Below are 20,385 nucleotides of genomic sequence, written 5' to 3'. Positions count from 1 at the left end.
TGCGCATCCCGTGGCGCGCTCTGCCCGCTAGGACATATCATCTGAGTACCCGTCGAAAGGCCCCTCCGTGACCCCCTCGAAGACCGCACCGCAGCTCTCTCGCCCGGTGGCGATCGCCCTCCTCCTGTTTGCGGTGATCGGACTCGGCGCGTCGTTCCTCCTGCTGAAGTCGGAACTGGAACTCCTGGCCGATCCGGCCGCCAATCTCGGGTGCGACATCAACCCGCTGATTGCCTGCTCGGACTCGCTGATGACCCCCCAGGCACACCTGCTGGGGGTGCCCAACTCGATGATCGGGATGATGGCGTTTTCGGCTTTGGTGGCGCTGGCGGTCACCTTGGCAGCCGGGGTGCGACTGCCCCGGTGGATCTGGGGCGGCCTGGGCGTGGGCACCCTGGTGGCGATGGTGTACGTCCTGTACTTCCTGCTTCAATCCCTGCTGACCTTCCGGGCCCTGTGCCCCTACTGCATGATCGTCTGGGCTGCCACCATCGGGATCTTCACCATTGTGTGGGCAGCCCTGTTTGCCGGGGGCATGTTTGGGGGCCGCGGGGTGGCGCTGGGCCGGTCCGTGCTCCGCTTTTGGCCGCTGGTGGTCCTGGCCATGTACCTGCTGGTTGTGCTCGCGATCGTCCTGTCTTTGCCGGACAAGATTGGATACCTGCTGTGAACAGTTCTCCCATGACGGAGGATTACCTCAAGACTCTCTACGCGGCAGAAGAGCGAGGCGAGGATGGGCTGGGGGTCACTGACCTGGCCCGGGCGATGGGCGTGGTGGCCTCAACCGCTTCGGAAAATGTCCGGAAGCTCCAGCAGCAGGGGCTGGTCAGCCACGCTCCCTATCAACGTGCCCACCTGACCGAATCCGGTCGGCGGGCAGCCATCATGATTATCCGGCGCCACCGGATCCTGGAGACCTACCTCTACTCGCGCCTGGGTTACGACTGGGACGAGGTGCACCGGGAAGCTGAAGTCCTGGAACACGCGGTCTCGGACAAGCTCCTGGCTAGAATGTCGGCGGCGCTCGGTCACCCCACCCGGGACCCCCACGGGGATCCCATCCCACCGGTCGAGGGGGGAGGCGGCGCCCTGTCCCGTCGCTCCTTGAGCGAGGTGGCCGTCGGCGAGGAAGCCGTCGTTGAGCGGATCAGCGATGCCGATCCGGCCCTCCTGCGCTACCTCGATTCACTCGGGGTGGTGCTGGACGCGCACCTGGCGATTGTCGAGCGGGCCGACTTTGCCGGCACGACCACCGTGCAGGTAACTCCGCCGGCAGACTGGGAGCCACGCCAGCGCGACTCCCTCCAACCCGGAGTGGGGCCGGGACAGCAGCAAGAGTTTGCCCTGGGTGACCGGGCGGTGGAGGCGATCTGGGTTTCAGCTGACCCGCGGTGAGCCCAACTCGAGCGGCACGTGCTGCTCGTATCCGCTTTGGCGCAGCACCTCTCGCAGGCTCTGGGCGGCTACCGTCAGCTCCTCGTCGGAGGCAGCCCGGGCCCGGGGCAGCTGCACGGCAGCTTCGGTATGGGCCGGGACCACGTGGATGTGCATGTGGGGAACCTCGAACCCGGCGATGATGACGGCGGAACGCGGAACGTCGAAAGCCTGCTCCTGTGCGCGGCCAATGATCTGAGCCACGCGGAACAGGTGGTCCAGCAGAGCCGGGGGCAGGTCGGTCCACTTGTCGATCGCCTGGCGGGGAATCACCAGGGTGTGTCCCGCCTCGATTGGTTCGATTGTGGAAATGGCAACACACTGGTCATCCGCCCAGATGAACTTGCTTGGAATCTGTCCGTCGATAATCATCTCAAATACAGTGCTCATGTGACCATCATGCCCCGTTTCGACTTTTGGTGGGGCGCTTCGGCCACGTTTCGCCAGGCTGTCGCCCAGCCGCTCTCCCGCTAGATTGCGCTAATGTAGGGGCAGTTGAGAAAGGTATATCCATGGTTGATGACAGCGCAAGCGAACCGCAGTTCCGTTACAATGCCGAGCTGGCTGGACAGATCGAGCTCAAGTGGCAACAGCTCTGGCAGGAGCGTGGCTCCTTCCAGGCGGACAACCCGGTCGGCAACCTAGCTGGGCCAAAGGCGCAGGCTGAGCCCTGGTTTGTGATGGATATGTTCCCGTATCCTTCCGGGTCGGGGCTGCACGTGGGTCACCCGCTGGGTTACATTGCCACCGACACCATGGCCCGCTACCAGCGGATGCGGGGCAAGAATGTCCTCTACACGCTGGGGTTCGATGCTTTTGGCCTGCCCGCCGAGCAGTACGCGATTCAGACCGGGCAGCATCCCCGGATTACCACCGAGGCCGCCATCGCCAATATGAGCGCGCAACTGAAGCGAATCGGTCTCTCGCACGATCCGCGCCGCTCGTTTGCCACCATCGACGACAACTACGTTCGGTGGACCCAGTGGATTTTCCTGCAGATCTTTAACTCTTGGTTTGACCCTGAGGCACCGAACGGAGAGGGTTCGTTGGGACGGGCCCGGCCCATCTCAGAGCTGATCGAACAGTTTGAGTCCGGACAGCGGGAATTGCCGGACGAGGTGGCCGCGGGGCGGAGCTGGGACCAGCTGAGCCCAGCCGAGCAGTCCGGCGTGCTGGACCGCTACCGGCTGGCCTATATCTCCGAGTCTCCCGTCAACTGGGCCCCCGGCCTGGGGACGGTGCTGGCCAACGAGGAAGTCACCTCCGAAGGACGCTCCGAGCGGGGCAACTTCCCGGTCTTCACCAGGAATCTGCGCCAGTGGAACATGCGGATCACCGCCTACTCGGATCGGCTGGCCTCGGCTCTGGACCAGATCGACTGGCCCGACAAGGTTCGGTCCATGCAGCGGCACTGGATCGGCAAGTCCACCGGCGCCACCGTCAAGTTCCAGGTGGAGGGGCGGGGCGAGCTGGAAGTGTTCACCACCCGGCCCGACACCCTGTTTGGCGCCACCTTTATGGTGGTAGCTCCGGAACATCCGATCCTGATCGACGAGTTGCCGGGGGCTTGGCCCGAGGGGACACGCCCAGCCTGGACCGGGGACCACCCGAGCCCGGCGGAGGCCGTTCGCACCTACCAGGCCTGGACCGCCTCGCGCACCGAACGGGAACGCCAGGAGGATGCGGGCGAAAAGACCGGCGTCTTCACCGGTCTGTTTGGCACCAACCCGGTGAACGGCAAGCCGGTTCCGATCTTCATTGCCGACTACGTGCTGATGGGATACGGGACGGGTGCCATCATGGCCGTGCCGGCCCACGACGAACGCGACTACGCCTTTGCCCGTCGCTTCGACCTGGATATCATTCCCACCATTGAGCCGGCCGAGGGTTTCAACCTGGACGAAGCCGCCTGGACCGGGGATGGCAGCCTGATCAACTCGGCCAACGACGAGATCAGCCTGAACGGCCTGAACAAGGCCGAGGCCGTCAGCGCGATCACCGCCTGGCTGGCGGAGAAAGCCTACGGCGAAGCCACCACCACCTACCGCCTGCGCGACTGGCTCTTCTCGCGTCAGCGCTACTGGGGCGAGCCATTCCCAATTGTTTACGGGGAGGACGGCCGGGTCCACGCACTGCCGGAAGATCAACTGCCGGTGACACTGCCGCACCTGGACGACTTCTCGCCCCGCACCTTCGACCCAGACGACGCGAACTCCAACCCGGAGACTCCGCTGGGCCGGGCCGAGGACTGGGTTGAGGTGGAACTGGACCTGGGAGAGGGCCTGCAGAAGTACCGGCGCGACACCAACACCATGCCGAACTGGGCCGGGTCGTGCTACTACGAGCTGCGCTACGTGGACCCGACCGACCCGGATCACCTGATTGACCCGGCCAACGACGAGTACTGGATGGGCCCGCGCCCGACCAAGCCGGCCGGCGGCGTCGACCTGTACGTTGGGGGAGTGGAGCACGCGGTGCTGCACCTGCTCTACGCGCGGTTCTGGCAAAAGGTTCTGTTCGACCTGGGCTACGTCAGCGCGGCTGAGCCGTTCCACCGCCTGTTCAACCAGGGCTACATCCAGGCATACGCCTACACGGATGCCCGCGGAGTGTACGTGCCGGCCGAAGAAGTTGAGGGTGACGAGCGGAGCGGGTTCACCTACCGCGGGGAACCGGTTACCCGCGAGTACGGCAAGATGGGCAAGTCGCTGAAGAACTCGGTCACCCCCGACGAAATGTGCGCCAGCTACGGCGCGGACACGTTCCGCCTGTACGAAATGTCGATGGGACCGCTGGACCTGTCGCGCCCGTGGGACACCCGCGCGGTTGTCGGGGCGCAACGGTTCCTGCAGCGCCTGTGGCGCAACGCGGTGGACGAGGAGACCGGTGAGTTGACCGTGGTCGACCAGCCGGCCGGTGAGGAGACTCGGCGACTGGTGGCCAAGACGGTGGCCGAGGTGACGGAAGAGTACAACCACCTGCGGATCAACACTGCGATTGCCCGGATGATCGTGCTGAACAACCACCTGACCCAGCTGGAGTCGGTGCCGCGCGAGGCCCTGGAGACGCTGGTGCTGCTGGTGGCCCCCGTGGCCCCGCACCTGGCCGAGGAACTGTGGTCCCGCCTCGGGCACGACCAGTCGCTGTCCGACCATCCCTTCCCGGTGGTGGAAGACGAGTCCTTGCTGGTGGAGGACCTGGTCACCTGCATCGTGCAGGTGAACGGCAAACTGAAGGCCAAGCTGGAGGTGCCGACCGACATCGGTGAGGACGAACTGCGCGAGCAGGCGCTCGGCACCGAGCAGATTCAAAAGGTCCTGGCTGGGCGGGAGCCGCTGCGGGTGATTGTGCGCGCACCGAAGCTGGTCAACGTCGTCCCCCCGAGGGACTGACGGTGCCGGAAGGTCACGCGATCCGGCGTCTGGCCCTGGCCTTTGACGCCTCGTTTGTGGGGGAGCAGTGCGAGCTGAGTTCGCCTCAGGGGCGCTTTGCCGCCGGGGCCGCTCAGCTTGACCGGTGGTGGATGAGCGCCGCACAGACCAAGGGTAAACACTTGTTTCTGGGGTTTGGGCCCGAGCCGGGGGAGACCGAGGAGTGGATTCACGTCCACCTGGGGTTGTATGGCGGCTGGCGGTTTGCCGGCAAAAGTGAGGTGGGCACGGCCCTTTCCCCTCAGCGCCTGGACCCGGACCCGGGGATTTTGCCGGCGACCCCGTCCGAACACTGGCCCCCGGAGCCGCGCGGAGCGGTTCGCCTGCGGATTTTGACCGCGGAGTCCCTGGCTGACCTGATTGGCCCGAACCGGTGCCAGTTGGTGACGGCGGAGGAAATGGCCGGGATTGAGGCCCGCTTGGGGCCTGATCCGCTGGCTGACGACGCGCTGTCCGAGCCGGTCCGCCAAGATTTTGTCGCCCGAGTTCGGAAATCAAGCCGGCCGGTGGGCGAGTTGGTGATGGATCAGTCGGTCAGCGCCGGGGTGGGGAATATTTACCGCGCCGAAGCCCTGTTTCGCACCGGGATCAACCCCTACCGGGCGGGCACGCGGGTGTCGGCGGCCCGGCTGGGGGCGCTCTGGGATGATTTCGTGGTGCTCATGCGCCGGGGAGTGATTGAGGGGGCCATCAACACGGTCGAGCCGGATGAGGCGCAGGACTGGGATCCAGAAGCTGAACGCTGGTACGTCTACCATCGAACCGGGCGCCCGTGCCTGCGGTGCGGAACGTCAATTCGACAGGCAGAGCTGAAGGGGCGGGCACTGTTTTGGTGCCCGCAGTGTCAGCGCTAGCAAGTGCGGCTGAGCGGCTGGCCGGCGGCTAGTCCTCTTCGGTGATGACGCTGAAGCCGAGGTCCTGATAGAGGCCGTAAGCTCCCGGGCTTTGGCGCAGGTCCAAGCGCAGGGTGAGCGAGTCGTAACCCCATTCGGCGGCGCGGGCGGCCAACTCTCCAACCAGGGCCGTGGCCACGCCCTGGCGCCGATATTCAGGATCGACCATCAGCTCGGTAACGAACGGGCCGCGAGGAGCGTCGTCCCAAGGCGGATCGAGGACGGCCATCACTGCCCCCACCAGTTGCCCGCCCAACCAGGCGCCAATAAAAGAGTCGTCGCGCGGGGTCCCGAAAGCCCCCTCGAAGGCCATTCTCATCTCGTCACTGGATTCCAGGAGCGACTCGAAAGTGAGGGGCTCGTCGTAGGCCACCAGTTTGAGGGAAGCCATGGCTGGCACGTCGTACATGGTCAACGTGGCCAGCTCTAGTTCGCCGGGGCGTCGAGGCGCCTCCAGCCGCTGCAAGTCTGCCTGTAGTGTGATCCGTGCCATATGGCTAGGTTATGTCATAAACGCAGCGGCGACCACACGTTTGACCGGCTTGTCTAGATGTACAGCTCCGGTTCCTGCATCAGCGAGGCGCGGTAGGTCTTTGGCAGGGGGCAGCGGACTTTGGCGGGCACGCCGACGGCCACCGAGTCCTCGGGCACGTCCGAAATCACGACCGCGTTGGCACCGATCCTCGAATAGTCACCGATGGTGATCGGCCCCAGCACTTTGGCCCCCGCGCCGATGACGACGCCGTTGCCCACGGTGGGGTGGCGCTTGCCCGGGGACATGGAGACCCCGCCCAGGGTGACGCCGTGGAAGATGAGGACGTCCTCGCCCACCTGGGCAGTTTGCCCAATGACCACTCCGGTCGCGTGATCAATGAAGAGGCGTCGACCCAGCTTCGCGCCGGGGTGAATATCCACCCCGGTCGCGAACCGGATCAGGTTCTGCAAAATGCGGGCCGGGGCGCGCAGGCCCCGGTTCCACAGGGCGTGGCCGAGCCGGTAACCCCAGATGGCGTGCAGCCCCGGGTAGGAGGCCGCCACCTCCCAGGGGCTGTTGGCGGCCGGGTCCTGCGCGATGGCCGTGCGAAGGTCTTCGCGCAGGACGGTCAGGAATGAAAAGAGACTCACTCTTCGGGCTCCGCGAACAGGGCGGTGCTCAGGTAGCGCTCCCCGGTGTCAGGCAGGACCGCCACGATGGTTTTGCCCTGCGCCTCGGGCCGGGCGGCCACCTCCAGCGCGGCGGCTAGGGCGGCGCCGGAGGAGATCCCGACCAGCAGACCCTCCTCGCGGGCAGCGCGCCGAGCCGTCTCCAGGGCGGCCTCCCCGCGCACGTCAATCACCTCGTCCACAATCTCGCGGTCCAGGACCTCGGGGATGAAGTTGGCGCCAAGCCCCTGAATCAGGTGGGGGCCGGCCTGCCCGCTGGTGAGGAGGGGCGACTCGGCCGGTTCGACCGCCACCAGGGTCACCTCGCCCTGTTCCTTCAGGTAGGCACCCGCGCCGGAAATGGTTCCGCCGGTGCCGATCCCCGAGATCAGGTAGTCAACCTGTCCGTCGGTGTCGCGCCAGATTTCCGGGCCCGTGGTCTCGTAGTGGGCTTCGCGGTTGGCCGGGTTCGTGAACTGCGAGGCCAGAATTGCACCCTCGTTTTCCGCCACGATCTTTTCGGCGGCCGCCACCGCGCCGCGCATCCCTTCAGACGGCTCGGTCAGCACCAGTTCGGCGCCCAGGGCCCGCAGCAGCGAGCGGCGCTCTTTGCTCATGGAGGCAGGCATGGCGATGACGACTCGGTATCCGCGGGCGGCGCCAATCAGCGCCAGGGCGATCCCGGTGTTGCCGGAGGTAGCCTCGACGATGGTTCCGCCGGGGGGCAGAGCGCCCGACTTTTCCGCGGCGGCAATGATGTATTTGCCAATCCGGTCCTTGACCGAACCGCCCGGGTTGAAGGCTTCCACCTTGGCCAGGATGGTGACACCTTCCGGAGCCAGGGAGCTGAGGCGGACGAGGGGAGTGTTGCCGATGGTTGCGTCGATTGCAGGGTAAATGTTGGTCATGATGATCCTTTGTCAGAGCTGGTTAGGTTCAACAGGTTGGAGCAGGGGAGCAGCCGAAAATGGCCGTGCTAAAACCCCGGCCCCTAGCAACAGCAGGAGTAGCCGGTGTGGATCGGCCGACAGGCCTGGACGAAAGTCCCACTGAGAGTTGAAAATCGCAGCACGCTTTGGAGTCTATTGCTCTGCCGCGTCGCTGTCGACCTCGCAGTCGATTGTGCCCACCTGTTGGAAAGCGCTGGGGCTTTGCAGCCAGGCGGATAGCTCCGAGTTCAACCGGGCCAGAGCCTCCGGTGGGGCAGCGACGTCAAGGCGCAGAGTTTGGCCCCAAACCGAATCAAGGACTTGCCAGCCAGCGTCGCGCAGCTGCGCTTCGATTCGGCCCCCAACGGCCGGATTCAGCTCGGTGCGAAACCGGGCTAAAGTGTGAACTTCGACGATCGAGGCGGCGGCCACCGCCTCCTGCACCGCACCCGAGTAGGCCCGCACCAGGCCCCCGGTGCCCAGCAGGGTCCCGCCGAAGTAGCGGGTGACAACCGCGGTCACGTTCCCAAGCTCCGCGTGGGTGAGCACGTCGAGCATGGGTTTGCCGGCGGTGCCGGCCGGCTCTCCATCGTCGGAGAAATGCTGCAGCGGATTGACCCGATCCGCCTCGACCACGTATGCGCTACAGTGGTGGCGAGCGTCGGGGAACGTCGAACGTGCCAGGTCGATGAGCTGGCGGGCCTCCTGGGCCGAGTTGGTTCGGGCGACGGTGGCGATGAACCGGGAACGCTTAATCTCCACCTCGACGGTGGTGGACGATCCTGACCTCAATGTGCGCACAGGCACCATTGTGGCACGGGCGGCTCGGAGCGGTAGAAATCACAGGCGTTCGAGCGGCTCGGGCTGGAATTAGTAGCGGGGACGTGGCAAAGTTGAACCGTTGTGTTTACGCCGCGGTCTTCGGGTTGTGGCCACGCGATTGTTATTGACAGCTCACCCGATGGTGAGCCCCGGACCTGGAAGGAGTGAATCGACCATGGCAGTTCCAAAGCGCAAGATGTCCCGGTCCAACACTCGTACCCGTCGCTCGGCCTGGAAGGCCAAGCTGACCACCCTCGAGAACATCAACGTCAGCGGCCGCGAGGTTCGCATTCCGCGTCGCCTGGCTAAGGCCTACCAGCGCGGTCTGGTTGAGATTGAAGACTAGATAGCTTCTGTTGGCCCGGGCATTTCCACTTTTGGTGGAGTTGCCCGGGCTTTCGCCTACCCGGAATGCCCCGGGGCGGAGTCGGCCCGGGCCGGAGCTTGGCCGAGGTGGGGCGGAGTCGGTGGCCGAGCCGGGGTGGAACCGGTGTCGGCTGTGACTTTGAGCAAATGGACTCACACTTTGACCAAAGTTTGGCCAAAATGAAATAGACGCTCGGTGAGAATGCGCGCATCAGCGCCTTGGCGCCGGTAGGCTTGAACTGGGTCAACAAGGGAAAGAGACTTGCCTGGGCCCCGATGTCTATGGTCTCGCTAGCTGGCCGACAAGGCCGGCGCTTTTATTTATTCGGTTGGAATAGCACGCAAGGAGACTTCCAATGTCCCTCAACGAAGTAACTGCCGTGCGCTCGGGCGTCCGCTCAGCGCTGGCCATCGGTGGCCTGATCTCGATCGTCATCGGTATTGTCATTCTGGTCTGGCCCGGAAAAACCGCCATGGTGGTGGCTGCGATTCTGGGTCTCTACACGGTCGTCGCAGGCCTGTCCTACATCGGGGTTGGGCTGTCCTCCCTCGACAAGACTGGTTGGGGACGACTGGGCCACATCCTGCTGGGCGCGCTTTACATCATCGCCGGGGTGGTGTTCTTTACCAACCTGCAGTCGACCACCGCGATCCTGGTCATTCTGATCACGATCATGATCGGGGCCGTCTGGATTGTGGAAGGCATCATGGCGCTGACCACCCTCAGCCACACCAAGTCCAAGGGATGGTCGATCTTCTACGCGATCATCAGCATCATTGCCGGCCTTATTCTGCTGTTCTCGCCGATGGCATCGGCTGTGATGCTGTGGTTCATCATCGGGATCTCGGCCATCGTCATGGGCGTGGTGCAGTTGGTGCGTTCCTTCACGGTCTGAGTTTGTCGCTCGGGGGCCCGGCCGGTTGCGGTCGGGCCCTTTGCCTTGCCCGGCTCGCCCAGGCCGCAGGTCGGGTGTCTGGACCGGGCCGGAGGCGCGGTTCCCGATGACGTAGAGTGACGCCATGATCGTTGACCTCACCGGTCCGGAGGACCCGCTTTGGGACCGGGCTTTTCCAGTCCTGCAGGAACTGCGTCCGCAGTTGACCCGGCTTGAACTGGTTCAGATTCTGGTGCGGGCCGCCGGGCAGGGCCTGCGCTTCACCGCTGTCATCGACGATGACCAATGCGTGGCGGTAGCCGGTTGGCGGATCATGGATACTACCAGCGTGGGTCGGAAACTCTACGTCGATGACCTGGCCACGCGGGCCAGTGACCGTTCGCGAGGGTACGGCGGCCAACTATTGGCTGAGCTCACTCGGCGGGCGCGAGACGAGTACAACTGCCGGACCATCGAGCTTGACTCCGGGGTGCAGCGGTTCCCGGCCCACCGCTTCTACCTGCGCGAGCGGATGCAAATCAGCTCGCACCATTTCTCCCGCCGGTTGGACTAGTCCAGTGGCGCGTGGTGGTCGTACTCGCTGACGCCTCGTTTCCAGTAGCCGCTAAAGTCGCACTGCTCCCCGGCTAATCCCAGCTCCTTTAGGATGAATCGGCGCAACGTTGCCAGCTCGCTGGCCTCCCCGGCGGCAAAGACGTACGTGCTGCGACCCAGGTGGGCGGCGCGGGCGGCGGAGACCAGATCGGTGACGAGCGGGTGAACTCGCTCACCCCGCCCACCGTTGTCGGCCAGATAGGTCTCGACCCACCTGTCGGCCCGGGTGTACACCTCCACCGCGGTGCTGGGCGGGGTGAGCTGGAGCCAGCGGGCGGTGGCGGGAAGGGCGGTCTCGTCGACGAAGCAAACGAGGCGTTCGGCCCCCGGGGGAGCGGTGATTGAGCCGCGCGGGCCCACCAGAACCAGGCGGTCACCCGGCTCGGCCCGAGTCGCGAACTGGGCCGCGGGGCCGGGATGGTGATGGAGGAAGAAATCGAGGTCCAGCTCGGGCACTCCGTCGGCCCCGGTGCGCAGATGCAGCGGGGTGAAGTCCCGGTGCAGACCTGGCGCTGGCGGCGGGATCAGGCCGTCTGGCCCCGTTGAGGGGGCATTTAGGATGCCGCTCGCCGGATCGGGGAAGAATACCCGCAGGTGATCGCCCGGCCCGTGGGCCTTCATTCCCTCCAAGTCGGCCCCGGCCACCGTCAGTCGGATGAAGTGGGGGGCTGGGCGCGAGGTCTGGCGAACGTGAACCGACCGAGCTGTCAGAGGGTAAAGGACGCGCTCGCGGGCAAAGGGGCCCGCCTGGGCCAAACTCTTCGACATGTTAGGTTAGCCTTTCATAACTTATGTTTGTCCTGAGTCTAGCGGGTGGGTGGGGCGGTGATGAGTAGGCAGGCAGGTTAGGCCGTTGTGGTGGGGGTGGCTGGGCGGGATCCTTTGGGCGTGAACATCGGGGAGTATGAGCTGGGAGTGTGGTAAACGGTGTGGTCTATGGGTATGGCTTGGGTCTAATCGGTCTGCCGCGTCTTTGAAGACTTCCTAAGGAATCTCTGGACGGAGAGTGTTAGTTGTCTCACGTTTAGTTGTACGCTTGGTGGCAGTTTTCGCCGAGCGAGCTGCAGGGTTGCAACCTACACTTTTTCTATTAGTGCCTTGGTGCCATCAGGGTTATTGACGGGAAGAATATTGGGATTGAAAGCTCGCTGGGTGGCTGCGTGGCAGCCGCACAGGGTTCATGTTGGCAGGAACTGCAGCAGGGGCCATCGCCTCGCCAGGAGGTGCGGTCGGGCCGATGGTTGGGCCCGATTCCGGCGGCACCGAAGTGGTGGGCCAGATCCCGAACCTGACCTTCAAGGGCTTGTCGGCTGGTGACACATGCGTCGTGGCGACTGGAACGGATGGAAGAACCTACGCCTGGAGTCTGAATGACGGTGGGCAACTGGGCGACGGATCCGCTGAACCCCAGTTCTCACCGGTAGCCGTTTAGGTGCCAGCGGGGGTCACCCTCACTAGCATTTCTGCCGGGTATCAGGATTCCCTGGCGATCGGCGACAACCAAAAGGTCTACGCCCGGGGGAACGGCCTGGCTACACCATCGGGTGAGGGCGTTGATGGAACCGAGGACATCCTCAAAGTGGTCAAGTTGCCGACAGGCGTTAGCCCCCAGCAGGTGTCTGCCGGTCGCTCCCATTTCTTGCTGCTCGGGGGCGACGGCCAAGTCTATGCCTGGGGAGACAACCGCCTTGGGCAGTTGGGCTATTTCAGCAGGTATCTACATTCATATGGTCGAACCGGGGAACCGTGCGACCGTTGCGGCTCCCCGATCAAACAGATAGCTTTCGGTGGCAGGCCGAGCCACTTCTGCCCCCCGGTGCCAGCGGAGACCATCCACGCCGAGCACCTGACGGGCGAGGGATTCCCCGTCCGTCAGGTGCTCGAACTGATGGATGCGGTGTTATGCGGGCATCTTCGCGCCCTTGGTGCGGTTGCACCGCCAGCACAGCGTCTGGAGGTTCTCGGGCTCGCTAAGGCCGCCCTTGGAGACGGGGATAATGTGATCGACTTCGAGGAGCAGGTTCGGCTCGACGGCGACCGAGACACCGCAGGCGGGGTTCTGGCAGGTGTGGTGGTCACGATCCTTGATCCAGCCGCGCAGGCGGGCGGTCATGAGCGCGCGCTGACCGGCAGCTGACTTCGCCCAGCGGATCTTCTGCACGAGCGTCTCAGAGAGCGCGTCGAGCGTCGGGGTATCCAGCTTGATGTTCACCGTCTGACCGCTGTTGCCGCCGGCGGAGACGTACTGGAACTTGTAGTTCGGGTACGGCACCGTGATCGGCGAGAGGTGTACGCCGACAAGGTTCCAGAACTCGTCCGCGTACCGCTGGAGGATGAACTCGGGCGGGTTGATCATCGCGACAATCTCAGCCTCGCGGCGCTGCACGTTGGCGACAGCCTCCTCCAGCCGCGAGATGTCCTCGGCTACCCGCTGCACTTCGGCCAGCGTCTCCTGATTCGCCTTGATCTCGAAATACTTCATCAGGTACTTGATCGGATCCATGCTCGCGTTGCGCACGACCTGAAGCGATGCGTTGTGAACGTGGGGCGCGTACTCGGCGACGTTGCGGTCGCGCTGGTAGTTCCAGTTCGAGGTGTTCTCAAAGTTCGCGAGATGCGCGTACTGGCCGGTAGATGACGCACCCAGCTCGAACGCACCCTGGCCGCGAATCTCCGCGACGTAGTTCACAACCTCGTTGTGCTCGGCGACAACCGAGGCGATCTGAGCGCGGAGCCCCTGGAACTCCTCACTGTTGAAATACCTGTTCTTCCGGTACTTCCAGATGAGCGGGTTCGCGATGAGCACCCCGGCGAGAGCCAGAATGAACAGTGCCGGGTGAATCGCGCCGAAAAGGAGCGGCAGTACGATCAGTGACGTGATGAAGAGCCCCTTGGGCATTGGTTTTCCTCCTGAGTAGAGCTATGTGTTTTCAACTCGTGAAGTCTGTTCCCAGACTATCGGGCACCCCCGACATTAGCGGGGCTGCCTCAGCCACTGAGCCCGCGGTCTCCGGTGCGGGGGCCGGTCTGCTGGGGGCCTCCGGCAACGATGGCTGAGCGTTCAGCTTCCTTGCGGACATGGTCACGCCTCGCTGCGGCAGCGTAGCGATTCTCTACCGGGGGCAACGGTCCGACCGTCGCGAGGGCGCCCTCGAACTCAATCGTGAGCCGCTGACGCTTTACATCGTCCTCGATCTTGTCCAGCTCCCTGTATCCGGTTTCGTGTAGGCTCTCCTCAAATGCGGCAGCTGCCGCGATGTAAACCGATGCGAGCCGCTCACGGCGGCTGGACGTGTAATCCCTCTCAGCATGTTCCTCATCAGCCGCCACGCGGGCAGCAAGGATGTCTGCGTCATCGTCACTACGATGCCAGCTGAGCGTCTCAGCATCGTCGATCCGGGCATCGTCCAGGTCTGCACGCTCCGCGACGTTCTGAGCGGCGTCTGCGGCACTACTCGCCTTGACGCGGGAGACTCGCTCCAGCTCATCGAGCACCTCTTCGCGCTCGGACTTCCGGCGTATCTCGAACCGGGCGACCGCCGCCACCATCGTTGCGCGGAACTTGCCGTCAACCGATGTCAGGTCAATTTCCCCGTCGGCCATGGCGAACTTTGCACCCAGGTCGATCAGCTTCACGAAGTTCTTCAACGTGCGCAGCAGGCGGTCGAGATCGCGGGCGACAAGCACGTCGAAATTGCAGCTGCCGACATGAGAGAGCATCCGCGTCCACTCGGTGCTGCCGTAGCGCGCCGTGCAAACCCACTGGATCCGCTTCCGCTGGGTCTCCAAGCTCAGAGACTCGTCGTCGGTGTCGACGGACTTGGAGACGCGGAGGTATACGGCTGCAACGGTCATACTCGGACTATATCGGACATGAACGTAGGAAACTGCGGTAGGCGGGGGATGGGACCACTACCTCAGCCGCGGTGCCGGTCCGGGTGAACCTGCCTGAGGGGGTCACGATCACCAGCGTCTCGGCCGGGTACTTCCACTCCCTGGCGCTGGCAAGTGACGGCCAGGTTTACGGCTGGGGGTGGAACACCTCCCAACAGGTGACCGGAGGGCCTGGGCCCGATCAGCTGTCACCGGTGGCGGTGGAGCTGCCAACAGGAAACACCTATATCAGCGTCGACAGCGGTCGCCTAAACTCATACGTATTGACGGACGAGGGCGACATTTTCTCCTGGGGGCAAAACGAGGTTCCCCAGGCGGGTGCTGGCCCCGGGCGACCCAGCCAGTACCCTTCCGAGCGTTAACGAAGAGGGAACCTGGAGCGTTATCAGCCCGGCCCACCCTGCCGGCCCGGTGGATGTAACGGTGTCGTGGAGGCTCAATGGGGTGGAACAGGATCCGATTACCTATCCCGGTGCCTTCACCTACTACGCGACGGCTGCTCCCACCGTGACGGATCCTGCCGACATGACGGTAATCGAGGGGAAGCCGGCCAGTTTCGCAGTGAACGTCACTGGGGAGCCAGCTCCTGAGGTCACCTGGGAAGTCTCCGCTGACGGAGGCGCCACCTGGAACCCGGTGACGGAAGGCGTGTCGGCTGACGGCTTGATCGTGTCGCTGGCTTCGGTGGAGTTGGCTCAGAGCGGGAACCAGTACCGGGCGACGGCAACCAACGAGGTGGCCGGGGTGACGAGCGCGCCCGCCACGTTGACGGTTCGGCCCGCTCCGATGGCCCCAACCGTAACCTCCCCGGAAAACGCGACGGTGGTCGAAGGTGAGTCTGCCAGCTTTACGGTGGGTGTGACCGGGGTGCCCGAGCCGGAGGTGGCCTGGGAGGTGTCCACCGATCGGGGAGCTACCTGGGTGCCGGTCTCAGCGGGATTGTCAGAAGACGGTTTGACCCTGACGGTAGCTTCGGTGGAGTTGGCTCAGAGCGGGAATCGGTACCGGGCGACGGCAACCAATGAGGTGGCGACGGTGACCAGCGAACCCGCGACCCTGGTAGTGAAAGCACTGGCACCGGTAGTTGAACAGGAGACCGGCAAACAGTTGGCTGAAACCGGGATGGATGTTCCCGCACGCCTGTGGCTTGCGGGAGTGACGGCGCTGATCCTGGGTGGTGGCCTGGTGGCGGGATTCCGCTTGGTCCGGCGCGGCGTAGCGCGGTAGGGGTGCAGGCTCTACTCGAAGGCTCTGAGGTCGTGCCGCTTCTGATGTTGCTGCAACTGTGTGGGCGGATCGTTCGCACGCAGCCGGATTGAGGCAGTGTCCGCCATCGCGCTGGCGTCAACCAAGGTGCCAGTGCGCATGTGACAGATGCCCCCAGCAGGACAGGGCTAGATTTCTGAAGGGATCGCAACTGTTGTCGGCGACAGATCCCAGTTCTCTGCGTGTCTTACATTATGTGCAGATCGTGCACAACCAGCACGTAGGGGGAAGCGTTGAGAATGAGAACAAAGCGCGCCATCGCGGCCGTCACGACAGCAGGTGCCATGGTCCTCGGGGGCGTTGGCGTGGCTGGGGCAGTGCCAACACCTGACCGGGGTCCGGACACCGGTGGCACCACGGTCATGGTGTCAACGCCGGAAATCGCGTTCACCAGCATTTCCGCTGGGGGCACTCATTCCTTGGCAATTGCCGATAGTGGCAAAACCTACGCCTGGGGAATGAATGCATACGGCAGCCTAGGCGACGGAGGAACCATAGATCAGTCCACCCCGGTGGAGGTCGTGGCACCGAGCGGCGTCGCTTTCACCAGCGTCTCCGCAGGGTATGCACATTCTTTGGCAATTGGGGATAACGGCAAGACCTATGCCTGGGGTGCGAACTGGAATGGGCAGCTAGGTGACGGTTCGACAGTAGATCAATCCACGCCGGTGGAAGTGGACATGCCCGATGGAGTCAGTTTTACCAGTGTCTCAGCTGGAACTGGTCATTCGTTGGCGATCGGGGATGATGGGAAGACTTACGGCTGGGGCTTTAACCAGGGCGGCCAAGTTGGTGATGGTACAGTCGAGGCGCGATTTACCCCGGTCGAGGTGGCTCTACCGGAAGGGGTTTCCTTCACCAGTGTCTCCGCAGGGGGCACCCATTCGGTAGCGATTGGGGACAACGGCAAACTATATGCGTGGGGATTGAACTGGAACGGACAACTTGGTGACGGTTCGGGCTTCCCGCAGTACGCCCCGGTTGAGGTTGCTGTGCCAAGCGGCGTTGCATTCAAGGGTGTCTCTGCTGGAAATGGTCATTCGTTGGCCCTTGGGAGCGACGGCAAGACCTACGCTTGGGGAACGAACACATATGGAGCGCTGGGCGATTCCTCGGGCCTAAACCAACATACGCCGGTTGAAGTTGTTCTGCCCACCGGTGTTGCATTCACGAGCGTCTCCGCGGGTATTGCTTATTCCGTAGCGGTTGGGGATGATGGAAAGGTCTACGCCTGGGGTATGAACTATTACGGGCAGGTAGGTGACTCCACGAACGTCGATCGGTGGATTCCAGTTGAGGTGGCTGTGCCAGCTGGGGTTACCTTCACCAGTGTCGCCGCTGGAGATGGGCATTCCTTGGCGATCGGTGGGGACGGTAAGGCTTACGCTTGGGGTTGGAATCAGGCTGGTCAGTTGGGTGATGGCACGGTGAGTGATAGGCCAACTCCGGTGGAGGTGGTGAGCGAGGTTGCTCTCACCGGGATCATGTTTGATGGGCTTGCTGGGACGACTCCGGGGGACCCGGAGAGCACTATCCCGGTGGATAATGGTGATGGGACCTGGAGTGTTGTCACCCCGACCCATGAGGCAGGCACGGTTGATGTGGTGGTTTCCTGGACGTTGAACGGGATCGCGCAGACCCCGATCACCTACCCGGGTGGGTTCACCTACTACACTCCCGCAGCTCCCACGATCACAAACCCGGCTGACCAGACGGTTACTGAGGGTGATCCGGCTGAGTTTACCGTTACCACCAGTGGGGAGCCGGCCCCGGTGGTGACTTGGGAGGCCTCTCGCGATGGGGGCCAAACCTGGGCGCCGGTCACGGAGGGCGTTTCATCTGATGGTCTTACCCTGATGGTCGCCTCAAGTGTGCTTGCTGATAGTGGCACCCAGTATCGGGCCACCGCGGCTAACAGTCAGGGTGAGGCCACCAGTGCCCCAGCGACCCTTACGGTCAACCCCATCCCGCTGGCCCCCACAATCACAGACCCCACCGACCAGGTGGTGACCCTGGGTGATTCGGCTGAGTTCACCATCACGGCGGGTGGCACCCCAACCCCAGAGGTGGTTTGGGAGGTCTCTCGCAACGGGGGCACCACCTGGGAGGCGATCAGCGCTGACCCGGATGCCACCCCCAGCTCCAACGGGTGGGCGCTAACCGTGGTTGGCACCCCCACCAACAACGGGTACCTCTACCGCGCGATCGCCACCAACAGTGCCGGACAAGCCACGAGCGCACCCGCGAAACTAACAGTGACCACACCCATTAGCGGTAGCAACGGCCCGGACCAAACCAACAACGAGGTAACCAAAGAACTCGCAGTCACCGGAATCCACCCCAACCCCCTCCTATGGATCGCCGGCCTCACCGCGCTAATCCTGGGCACCGGACTGATCACCGCAAACCGAACAGCCAAACACCACCTCAACCAATAACCGGCCCAAGCAAACGCTGCCTCATTGTTCTCCATACTGAGGCGCTGAGACGATGAAAAGGTGGGGGATCTCGGGTCCTGATGTCGGCTATCGCAACCTCGCGAAGCAGCTCAAGCGAGAGTGTAAGACCTGAGGTACTGCTCGTCTACTTGGGAAGCCCAAGCTTCCGACCTGAACTGGGCTGCGGGTGGGCATGGGGCTATGTCTAGACCTCGCCCTGTGAGCGCCCCCGACAGGACTCGAACCTGCAACCTCGGGATTAGAAGGCCCTTGCTCTATCCATTGAGCTACGGAGGCGACGACCGCGATGCGGCCAGTTGTGAGGTTACTTGTTTTTCACCTCGACAACAAACTTGATCCAGACCGGGGGGTCACCCACAGACCGTGAGCTGCGAGGATCGACATTAGGCGGTTGAGCGTAGTCTCCAGTAGGCTCTATCAGTTTATGGGGAATGACTTCTGAAAGGTGCACCCGGTGGCTGGTTAAGCGTGGGTGTGGGGGAGGATGGAGGTAGGTTTCCTCTCTGACCGCGTTGCCTGGGACTGGCCGAAAGCGTCTGCACCAATGTTCGTAAAGCCTCGGTTGACGGTTCCAATCCGTCTGATCGGGTCGCGGTCGCCCATAATGCCCAATATGACTGCGCACTCACCGCCCGAGGCGGCGACTCTACGCCTCAGAAGCTGGAAAGTCCATCCCGAAGTTGCTCCGGTACTTGGCCGGCAATTTTGCCCTATCCTCGAAGTGCCACTGGCACTAGGTTCGCGTTTATGACAGAGCAACTTACTGCTGGCGAGGAGGCTGAACTCGTCAACGCGGCGCGGGCGGGCGACTCCGAAGCGACAGCTCGGCTCCTGTCCCTATACCTTCCCTACTGGACGAGTGCTGCCCGCAGAATCATCGAGAAGGATAACCGCAGCTTCGCGGCAGCCGGAGCCCGAGAGGAACCGGCCGAACTGGTCCAGGAAGCCATCGTCAAACTCCTGCAGCTCTGGCGTGACGGCAAGGGGCCACTGACCAATACCCGGTCCTACGTGGCGACCATGATGCAGAACGCCTACCTGAACAAGCTTCGGTCACCTCGAACCCGTGAACTACCCCTGGATGAAGAAAAGATTGAGCTGGCGTTGATCGCGTCAGATAATGTCCGGGCTGCCGAACTATCGCAGGAGATTGGCGCCATGAAGCGGGCCTTCGATGCATTGTCGCCAAACTACCGCGAAGTCCTGGTTGCAGTCACGATTGAGGGGAAGAAACCGGCCGAGCTGACCGAACGATTCGGCCGGTCCGCCCCTGCGATCTCGAGTATGCTGCAGCGGGCTAAGCAATCCCTTTTCCGATTGATGCTGATTGACTACCTGAGTGCAGGCGACCCAGAGTGTGTGAAGAATGCGGCCAAGCTTCCCCTGACTGTGCACGGGGACCCGGCGGAACACGACAGGGAAGAGCGGGGCCTAGCCCACGTCCATGCGTGTGCGCAGTGTCAGCGCAACTGGCACCGCTTTGGGGCCATGCCTGCCGCGTTCGGGGTGCTGCCGTTTCTCACAATTCCGCACCTGGCTGCCAACCCCAGCTCGGCAGCTGCGGCCGAACCTGACCTTGGGGCCGCCCAGGGAGGAACCGGACAGGCTGCTGCATCCGGTTCGACCCGCTCGGTGGCGCCAAAGGCTCCGATGGCGGCTCGAATTACCACTGCGGTTGGCTCCAAGATAACGTTGGGAATCGGTATTGCCCTGGTGGCGGGCGCTGGTCTGGCTGCAGTGGGCAATTCTCAGTTTGGCTCCTGGCAAACGGAAGAGACTTCCTATCAGACGCAGGCAACTGTCCCCGGCATCGACTTTGACCTCACTTTGACGAAGGACAAAGAGGGGGCACTACGGTGGATTACCGTCGATTTCTCCGTGTCGGACACCGACGACTGGTCCTTGGACTATTTGGACTTGGATCTGTCTGATGGCACCGACCTTGTGACTGCCTCCAACGGCCTTCAATGTGAGGTAAACGCAGGCGAAGTTCACTGCCTGCCAACCGACGAGACGCAGTTGGGAGAGCCATTCCAGTTCCAGGTGTTTGACCCCGTCCCCGGTGGGGAGTTCTCGGCCGAACTCGAAGGCTCCATTGACAAGGCGTGGTGGGAGGCGAGTGCGGCCGGTAGGTGGTGACCTGTCGAGCTAACCTATCTAAGGTACTGTCCTCTCCTGCTAGTCCGGAGGGGACAGGGTTATATCTGAGCGGCTGAATACTCTTGGGAGAGGGTCCAGCGCAACTAGACGAACGGGCT

20 protein-coding genes, 1 tRNA gene and 2 pseudogenes are annotated in these 20,385 nt (G+C 63.4%); 14 read left to right on the top strand and 9 right to left on the bottom strand.

Annotated elements, in window-relative coordinates; all coding sequences use genetic code 11:
- Nucleotides 1-67 precede the first annotated feature (67 nt).
- Nucleotides 68-670: a vitamin K epoxide reductase family protein gene (locus tag SAC06_RS07525; RefSeq protein WP_350257687.1), complete on the top strand. Its 603-nt coding sequence runs from the start codon at nucleotides 68-70 to the stop codon at nucleotides 668-670.
- A gap of 11 nt (nucleotides 671-681) precedes the next feature.
- Entirely contained in the window at nucleotides 682-1,395 is a 714-nt protein-coding gene (locus tag SAC06_RS07520; protein ID WP_350257686.1) for a metal-dependent transcriptional regulator, read from the top strand.
- Here the strand turns inward: SAC06_RS07520 and SAC06_RS07515 are convergent.
- Nucleotides 1,378-1,824: an HIT family protein gene (locus SAC06_RS07515; protein ID WP_350257685.1), complete on the bottom strand. Its 447-nt coding sequence runs from the start codon at nucleotides 1,822-1,824 to the stop codon at nucleotides 1,378-1,380. The genes SAC06_RS07520 and SAC06_RS07515 overlap by 18 nt on opposite strands.
- Nucleotides 1,825-1,946: 122 nt before the next feature.
- Here SAC06_RS07515 and leuS point away from each other — a divergent pair, with 122 nt between their 5' ends.
- Together leuS and SAC06_RS07505 are read left to right on the top strand one after the other, a co-directional pair.
- Nucleotides 1,947-4,826, top strand: coding sequence for a leucine--tRNA ligase (leuS, locus tag SAC06_RS07510; RefSeq protein ID WP_350257684.1), 2,880 nt, complete (start codon nucleotides 1,947-1,949; stop codon nucleotides 4,824-4,826).
- Nucleotides 4,827-4,828: 2 nt separating this feature from the next.
- Nucleotides 4,829-5,719 carry an Fpg/Nei family DNA glycosylase gene (locus tag SAC06_RS07505; RefSeq protein WP_350257683.1) on the top strand — a complete coding sequence of 297 codons (891 nt, stop codon included), beginning with the start codon at nucleotides 4,829-4,831 and terminating at the stop codon, nucleotides 5,717-5,719.
- Between the two features lie 28 nt (nucleotides 5,720-5,747).
- Here SAC06_RS07505 and SAC06_RS07500 read toward each other — a convergent pair whose 3' ends face one another.
- The 4 genes from SAC06_RS07500 to SAC06_RS07485 all read right to left on the bottom strand — a co-directional run bounded on the left by SAC06_RS07500 (nucleotide 5,748) and on the right by SAC06_RS07485 (nucleotide 8,640).
- Nucleotides 5,748-6,251 (bottom strand): GNAT family N-acetyltransferase, encoded by a 504-nt coding sequence (locus SAC06_RS07500; RefSeq protein ID WP_350257682.1) that lies wholly within the window; start codon nucleotides 6,249-6,251, stop codon nucleotides 5,748-5,750.
- Between the two features lie 53 nt (nucleotides 6,252-6,304).
- A complete protein-coding gene (cysE, locus tag SAC06_RS07495) occupies nucleotides 6,305-6,883 on the bottom strand; it encodes a serine O-acetyltransferase (protein WP_350257681.1) in 579 nt (192 codons plus the stop codon).
- Nucleotides 6,880-7,809 (bottom strand): cysteine synthase A, encoded by a 930-nt coding sequence (gene cysK / locus SAC06_RS07490; protein ID WP_350257680.1) that lies wholly within the window; start codon nucleotides 7,807-7,809, stop codon nucleotides 6,880-6,882. Before cysK ends, cysE begins: the two co-directional genes overlap by 4 nt.
- A gap of 174 nt (nucleotides 7,810-7,983) precedes the next feature.
- Nucleotides 7,984-8,640, bottom strand: a complete 657-nt coding sequence (locus SAC06_RS07485) for an IMPACT family protein (RefSeq protein ID WP_412766214.1) — start codon at nucleotides 8,638-8,640, stop codon at nucleotides 7,984-7,986.
- 187 nt (nucleotides 8,641-8,827) lie between these two features.
- On the opposite strand from SAC06_RS07485, the gene rpmF reads away from it, so the two are divergent.
- The 3 genes from rpmF (at nucleotide 8,828) to SAC06_RS07470 (ending at nucleotide 10,467) form a co-directional block, all read left to right on the top strand.
- Entirely contained in the window at nucleotides 8,828-8,998 is a 171-nt protein-coding gene (gene rpmF / locus SAC06_RS07480; protein WP_350257678.1) for a 50S ribosomal protein L32, read from the top strand.
- 376 nt (nucleotides 8,999-9,374) lie between these two features.
- Nucleotides 9,375-9,914, top strand: a complete 540-nt coding sequence (locus SAC06_RS07475) for an HdeD family acid-resistance protein (protein WP_350257677.1) — start codon at nucleotides 9,375-9,377, stop codon at nucleotides 9,912-9,914.
- Nucleotides 9,915-10,038: 124 nt separating this feature from the next.
- Nucleotides 10,039-10,467, top strand: coding sequence for a GNAT family N-acetyltransferase (locus tag SAC06_RS07470; protein WP_350257676.1), 429 nt, complete (start codon nucleotides 10,039-10,041; stop codon nucleotides 10,465-10,467).
- On the opposite strand, the gene SAC06_RS07465 is transcribed toward SAC06_RS07470, so the two are convergent.
- Complete coding sequence (locus tag SAC06_RS07465) at nucleotides 10,464-11,276, bottom strand: siderophore-interacting protein (protein ID WP_350257675.1); 813 nt, start codon at nucleotides 11,274-11,276, stop codon at nucleotides 10,464-10,466. The two genes, SAC06_RS07470 and SAC06_RS07465, sit on opposite strands and share 4 nt — an antisense overlap.
- A gap of 469 nt (nucleotides 11,277-11,745) precedes the next feature.
- Between SAC06_RS07465 and SAC06_RS07460 the strand changes: the two genes are divergently transcribed.
- Together SAC06_RS07460 and SAC06_RS07455 are read left to right on the top strand one after the other, a co-directional pair.
- Complete coding sequence (locus SAC06_RS07460; protein ID WP_350257674.1) at nucleotides 11,746-11,940, top strand: RCC1 domain-containing protein; 195 nt, start codon at nucleotides 11,746-11,748, stop codon at nucleotides 11,938-11,940.
- Nucleotides 11,941-12,312, top strand: a pseudogene (locus tag SAC06_RS07455) (zinc finger domain-containing protein); the annotation flags it as partial.
- A 96-nt stretch (nucleotides 12,313-12,408) separates the two neighbouring features.
- Here SAC06_RS07455 and SAC06_RS07450 read toward each other — a convergent pair.
- Nucleotides 12,409-13,407 carry an HNH endonuclease signature motif containing protein gene (locus SAC06_RS07450; protein ID WP_350257673.1) on the bottom strand — a complete coding sequence of 333 codons (999 nt, stop codon included), beginning with the start codon at nucleotides 13,405-13,407 and terminating at the stop codon, nucleotides 12,409-12,411.
- A gap of 89 nt (nucleotides 13,408-13,496) precedes the next feature.
- Nucleotides 13,497-14,363, bottom strand: a complete 867-nt coding sequence (locus tag SAC06_RS07445) for a recombinase family protein (protein ID WP_350257672.1) — start codon at nucleotides 14,361-14,363, stop codon at nucleotides 13,497-13,499.
- Between the two features lie 56 nt (nucleotides 14,364-14,419).
- Here SAC06_RS07445 and SAC06_RS07440 point away from each other — a divergent pair.
- The 4 genes and pseudogenes from SAC06_RS07440 to SAC06_RS07425 all read left to right on the top strand — a co-directional run.
- Nucleotides 14,420-14,641, top strand: a pseudogene (locus tag SAC06_RS07440) (hypothetical protein); the annotation flags it as partial.
- Nucleotides 14,630-14,764: an RCC1 domain-containing protein gene (locus SAC06_RS07435; RefSeq protein ID WP_350259173.1), complete on the top strand. Its 135-nt coding sequence runs from the start codon at nucleotides 14,630-14,632 to the stop codon at nucleotides 14,762-14,764. The pseudogene SAC06_RS07440 and the gene SAC06_RS07435, both read left to right, overlap by 12 nt.
- Before the next feature lie 82 nt (nucleotides 14,765-14,846).
- Nucleotides 14,847-15,629 carry an immunoglobulin domain-containing protein gene (locus SAC06_RS07430; protein ID WP_350257671.1) on the top strand — a complete coding sequence of 261 codons (783 nt, stop codon included), beginning with the start codon at nucleotides 14,847-14,849 and terminating at the stop codon, nucleotides 15,627-15,629.
- 278 nt (nucleotides 15,630-15,907) lie between these two features.
- Entirely contained in the window at nucleotides 15,908-18,106 is a 2,199-nt protein-coding gene (locus tag SAC06_RS07425; RefSeq protein ID WP_350257670.1) for a hypothetical protein, read from the top strand.
- A gap of 224 nt (nucleotides 18,107-18,330) precedes the next feature.
- On the opposite strand, the gene SAC06_RS07420 is transcribed toward SAC06_RS07425, so the two are convergent.
- Nucleotides 18,331-18,403, bottom strand: a tRNA-Arg gene (locus SAC06_RS07420).
- Between the two features lie 471 nt (nucleotides 18,404-18,874).
- Here SAC06_RS07420 and SAC06_RS07415 point away from each other — a divergent pair.
- On the top strand, nucleotides 18,875-20,266 hold the full coding sequence (locus SAC06_RS07415; RefSeq protein WP_350257669.1) for an RNA polymerase sigma factor: 1,392 nt from the start codon (nucleotides 18,875-18,877) through the stop codon (nucleotides 20,264-20,266).
- Nucleotides 20,267-20,385: the final 119 nt, after the last annotated feature.

Source organism: Scrofimicrobium sp. R131, from assembly GCF_040256745.1.
GTDB classification, from domain to species: domain Bacteria; phylum Actinomycetota; class Actinomycetes; order Actinomycetales; family Actinomycetaceae; genus Scrofimicrobium; species Scrofimicrobium appendicitidis.
Note: the sequence above shows the minus strand (reverse complement) of the source record. Positions and strands in the feature narration are given on the sequence as shown.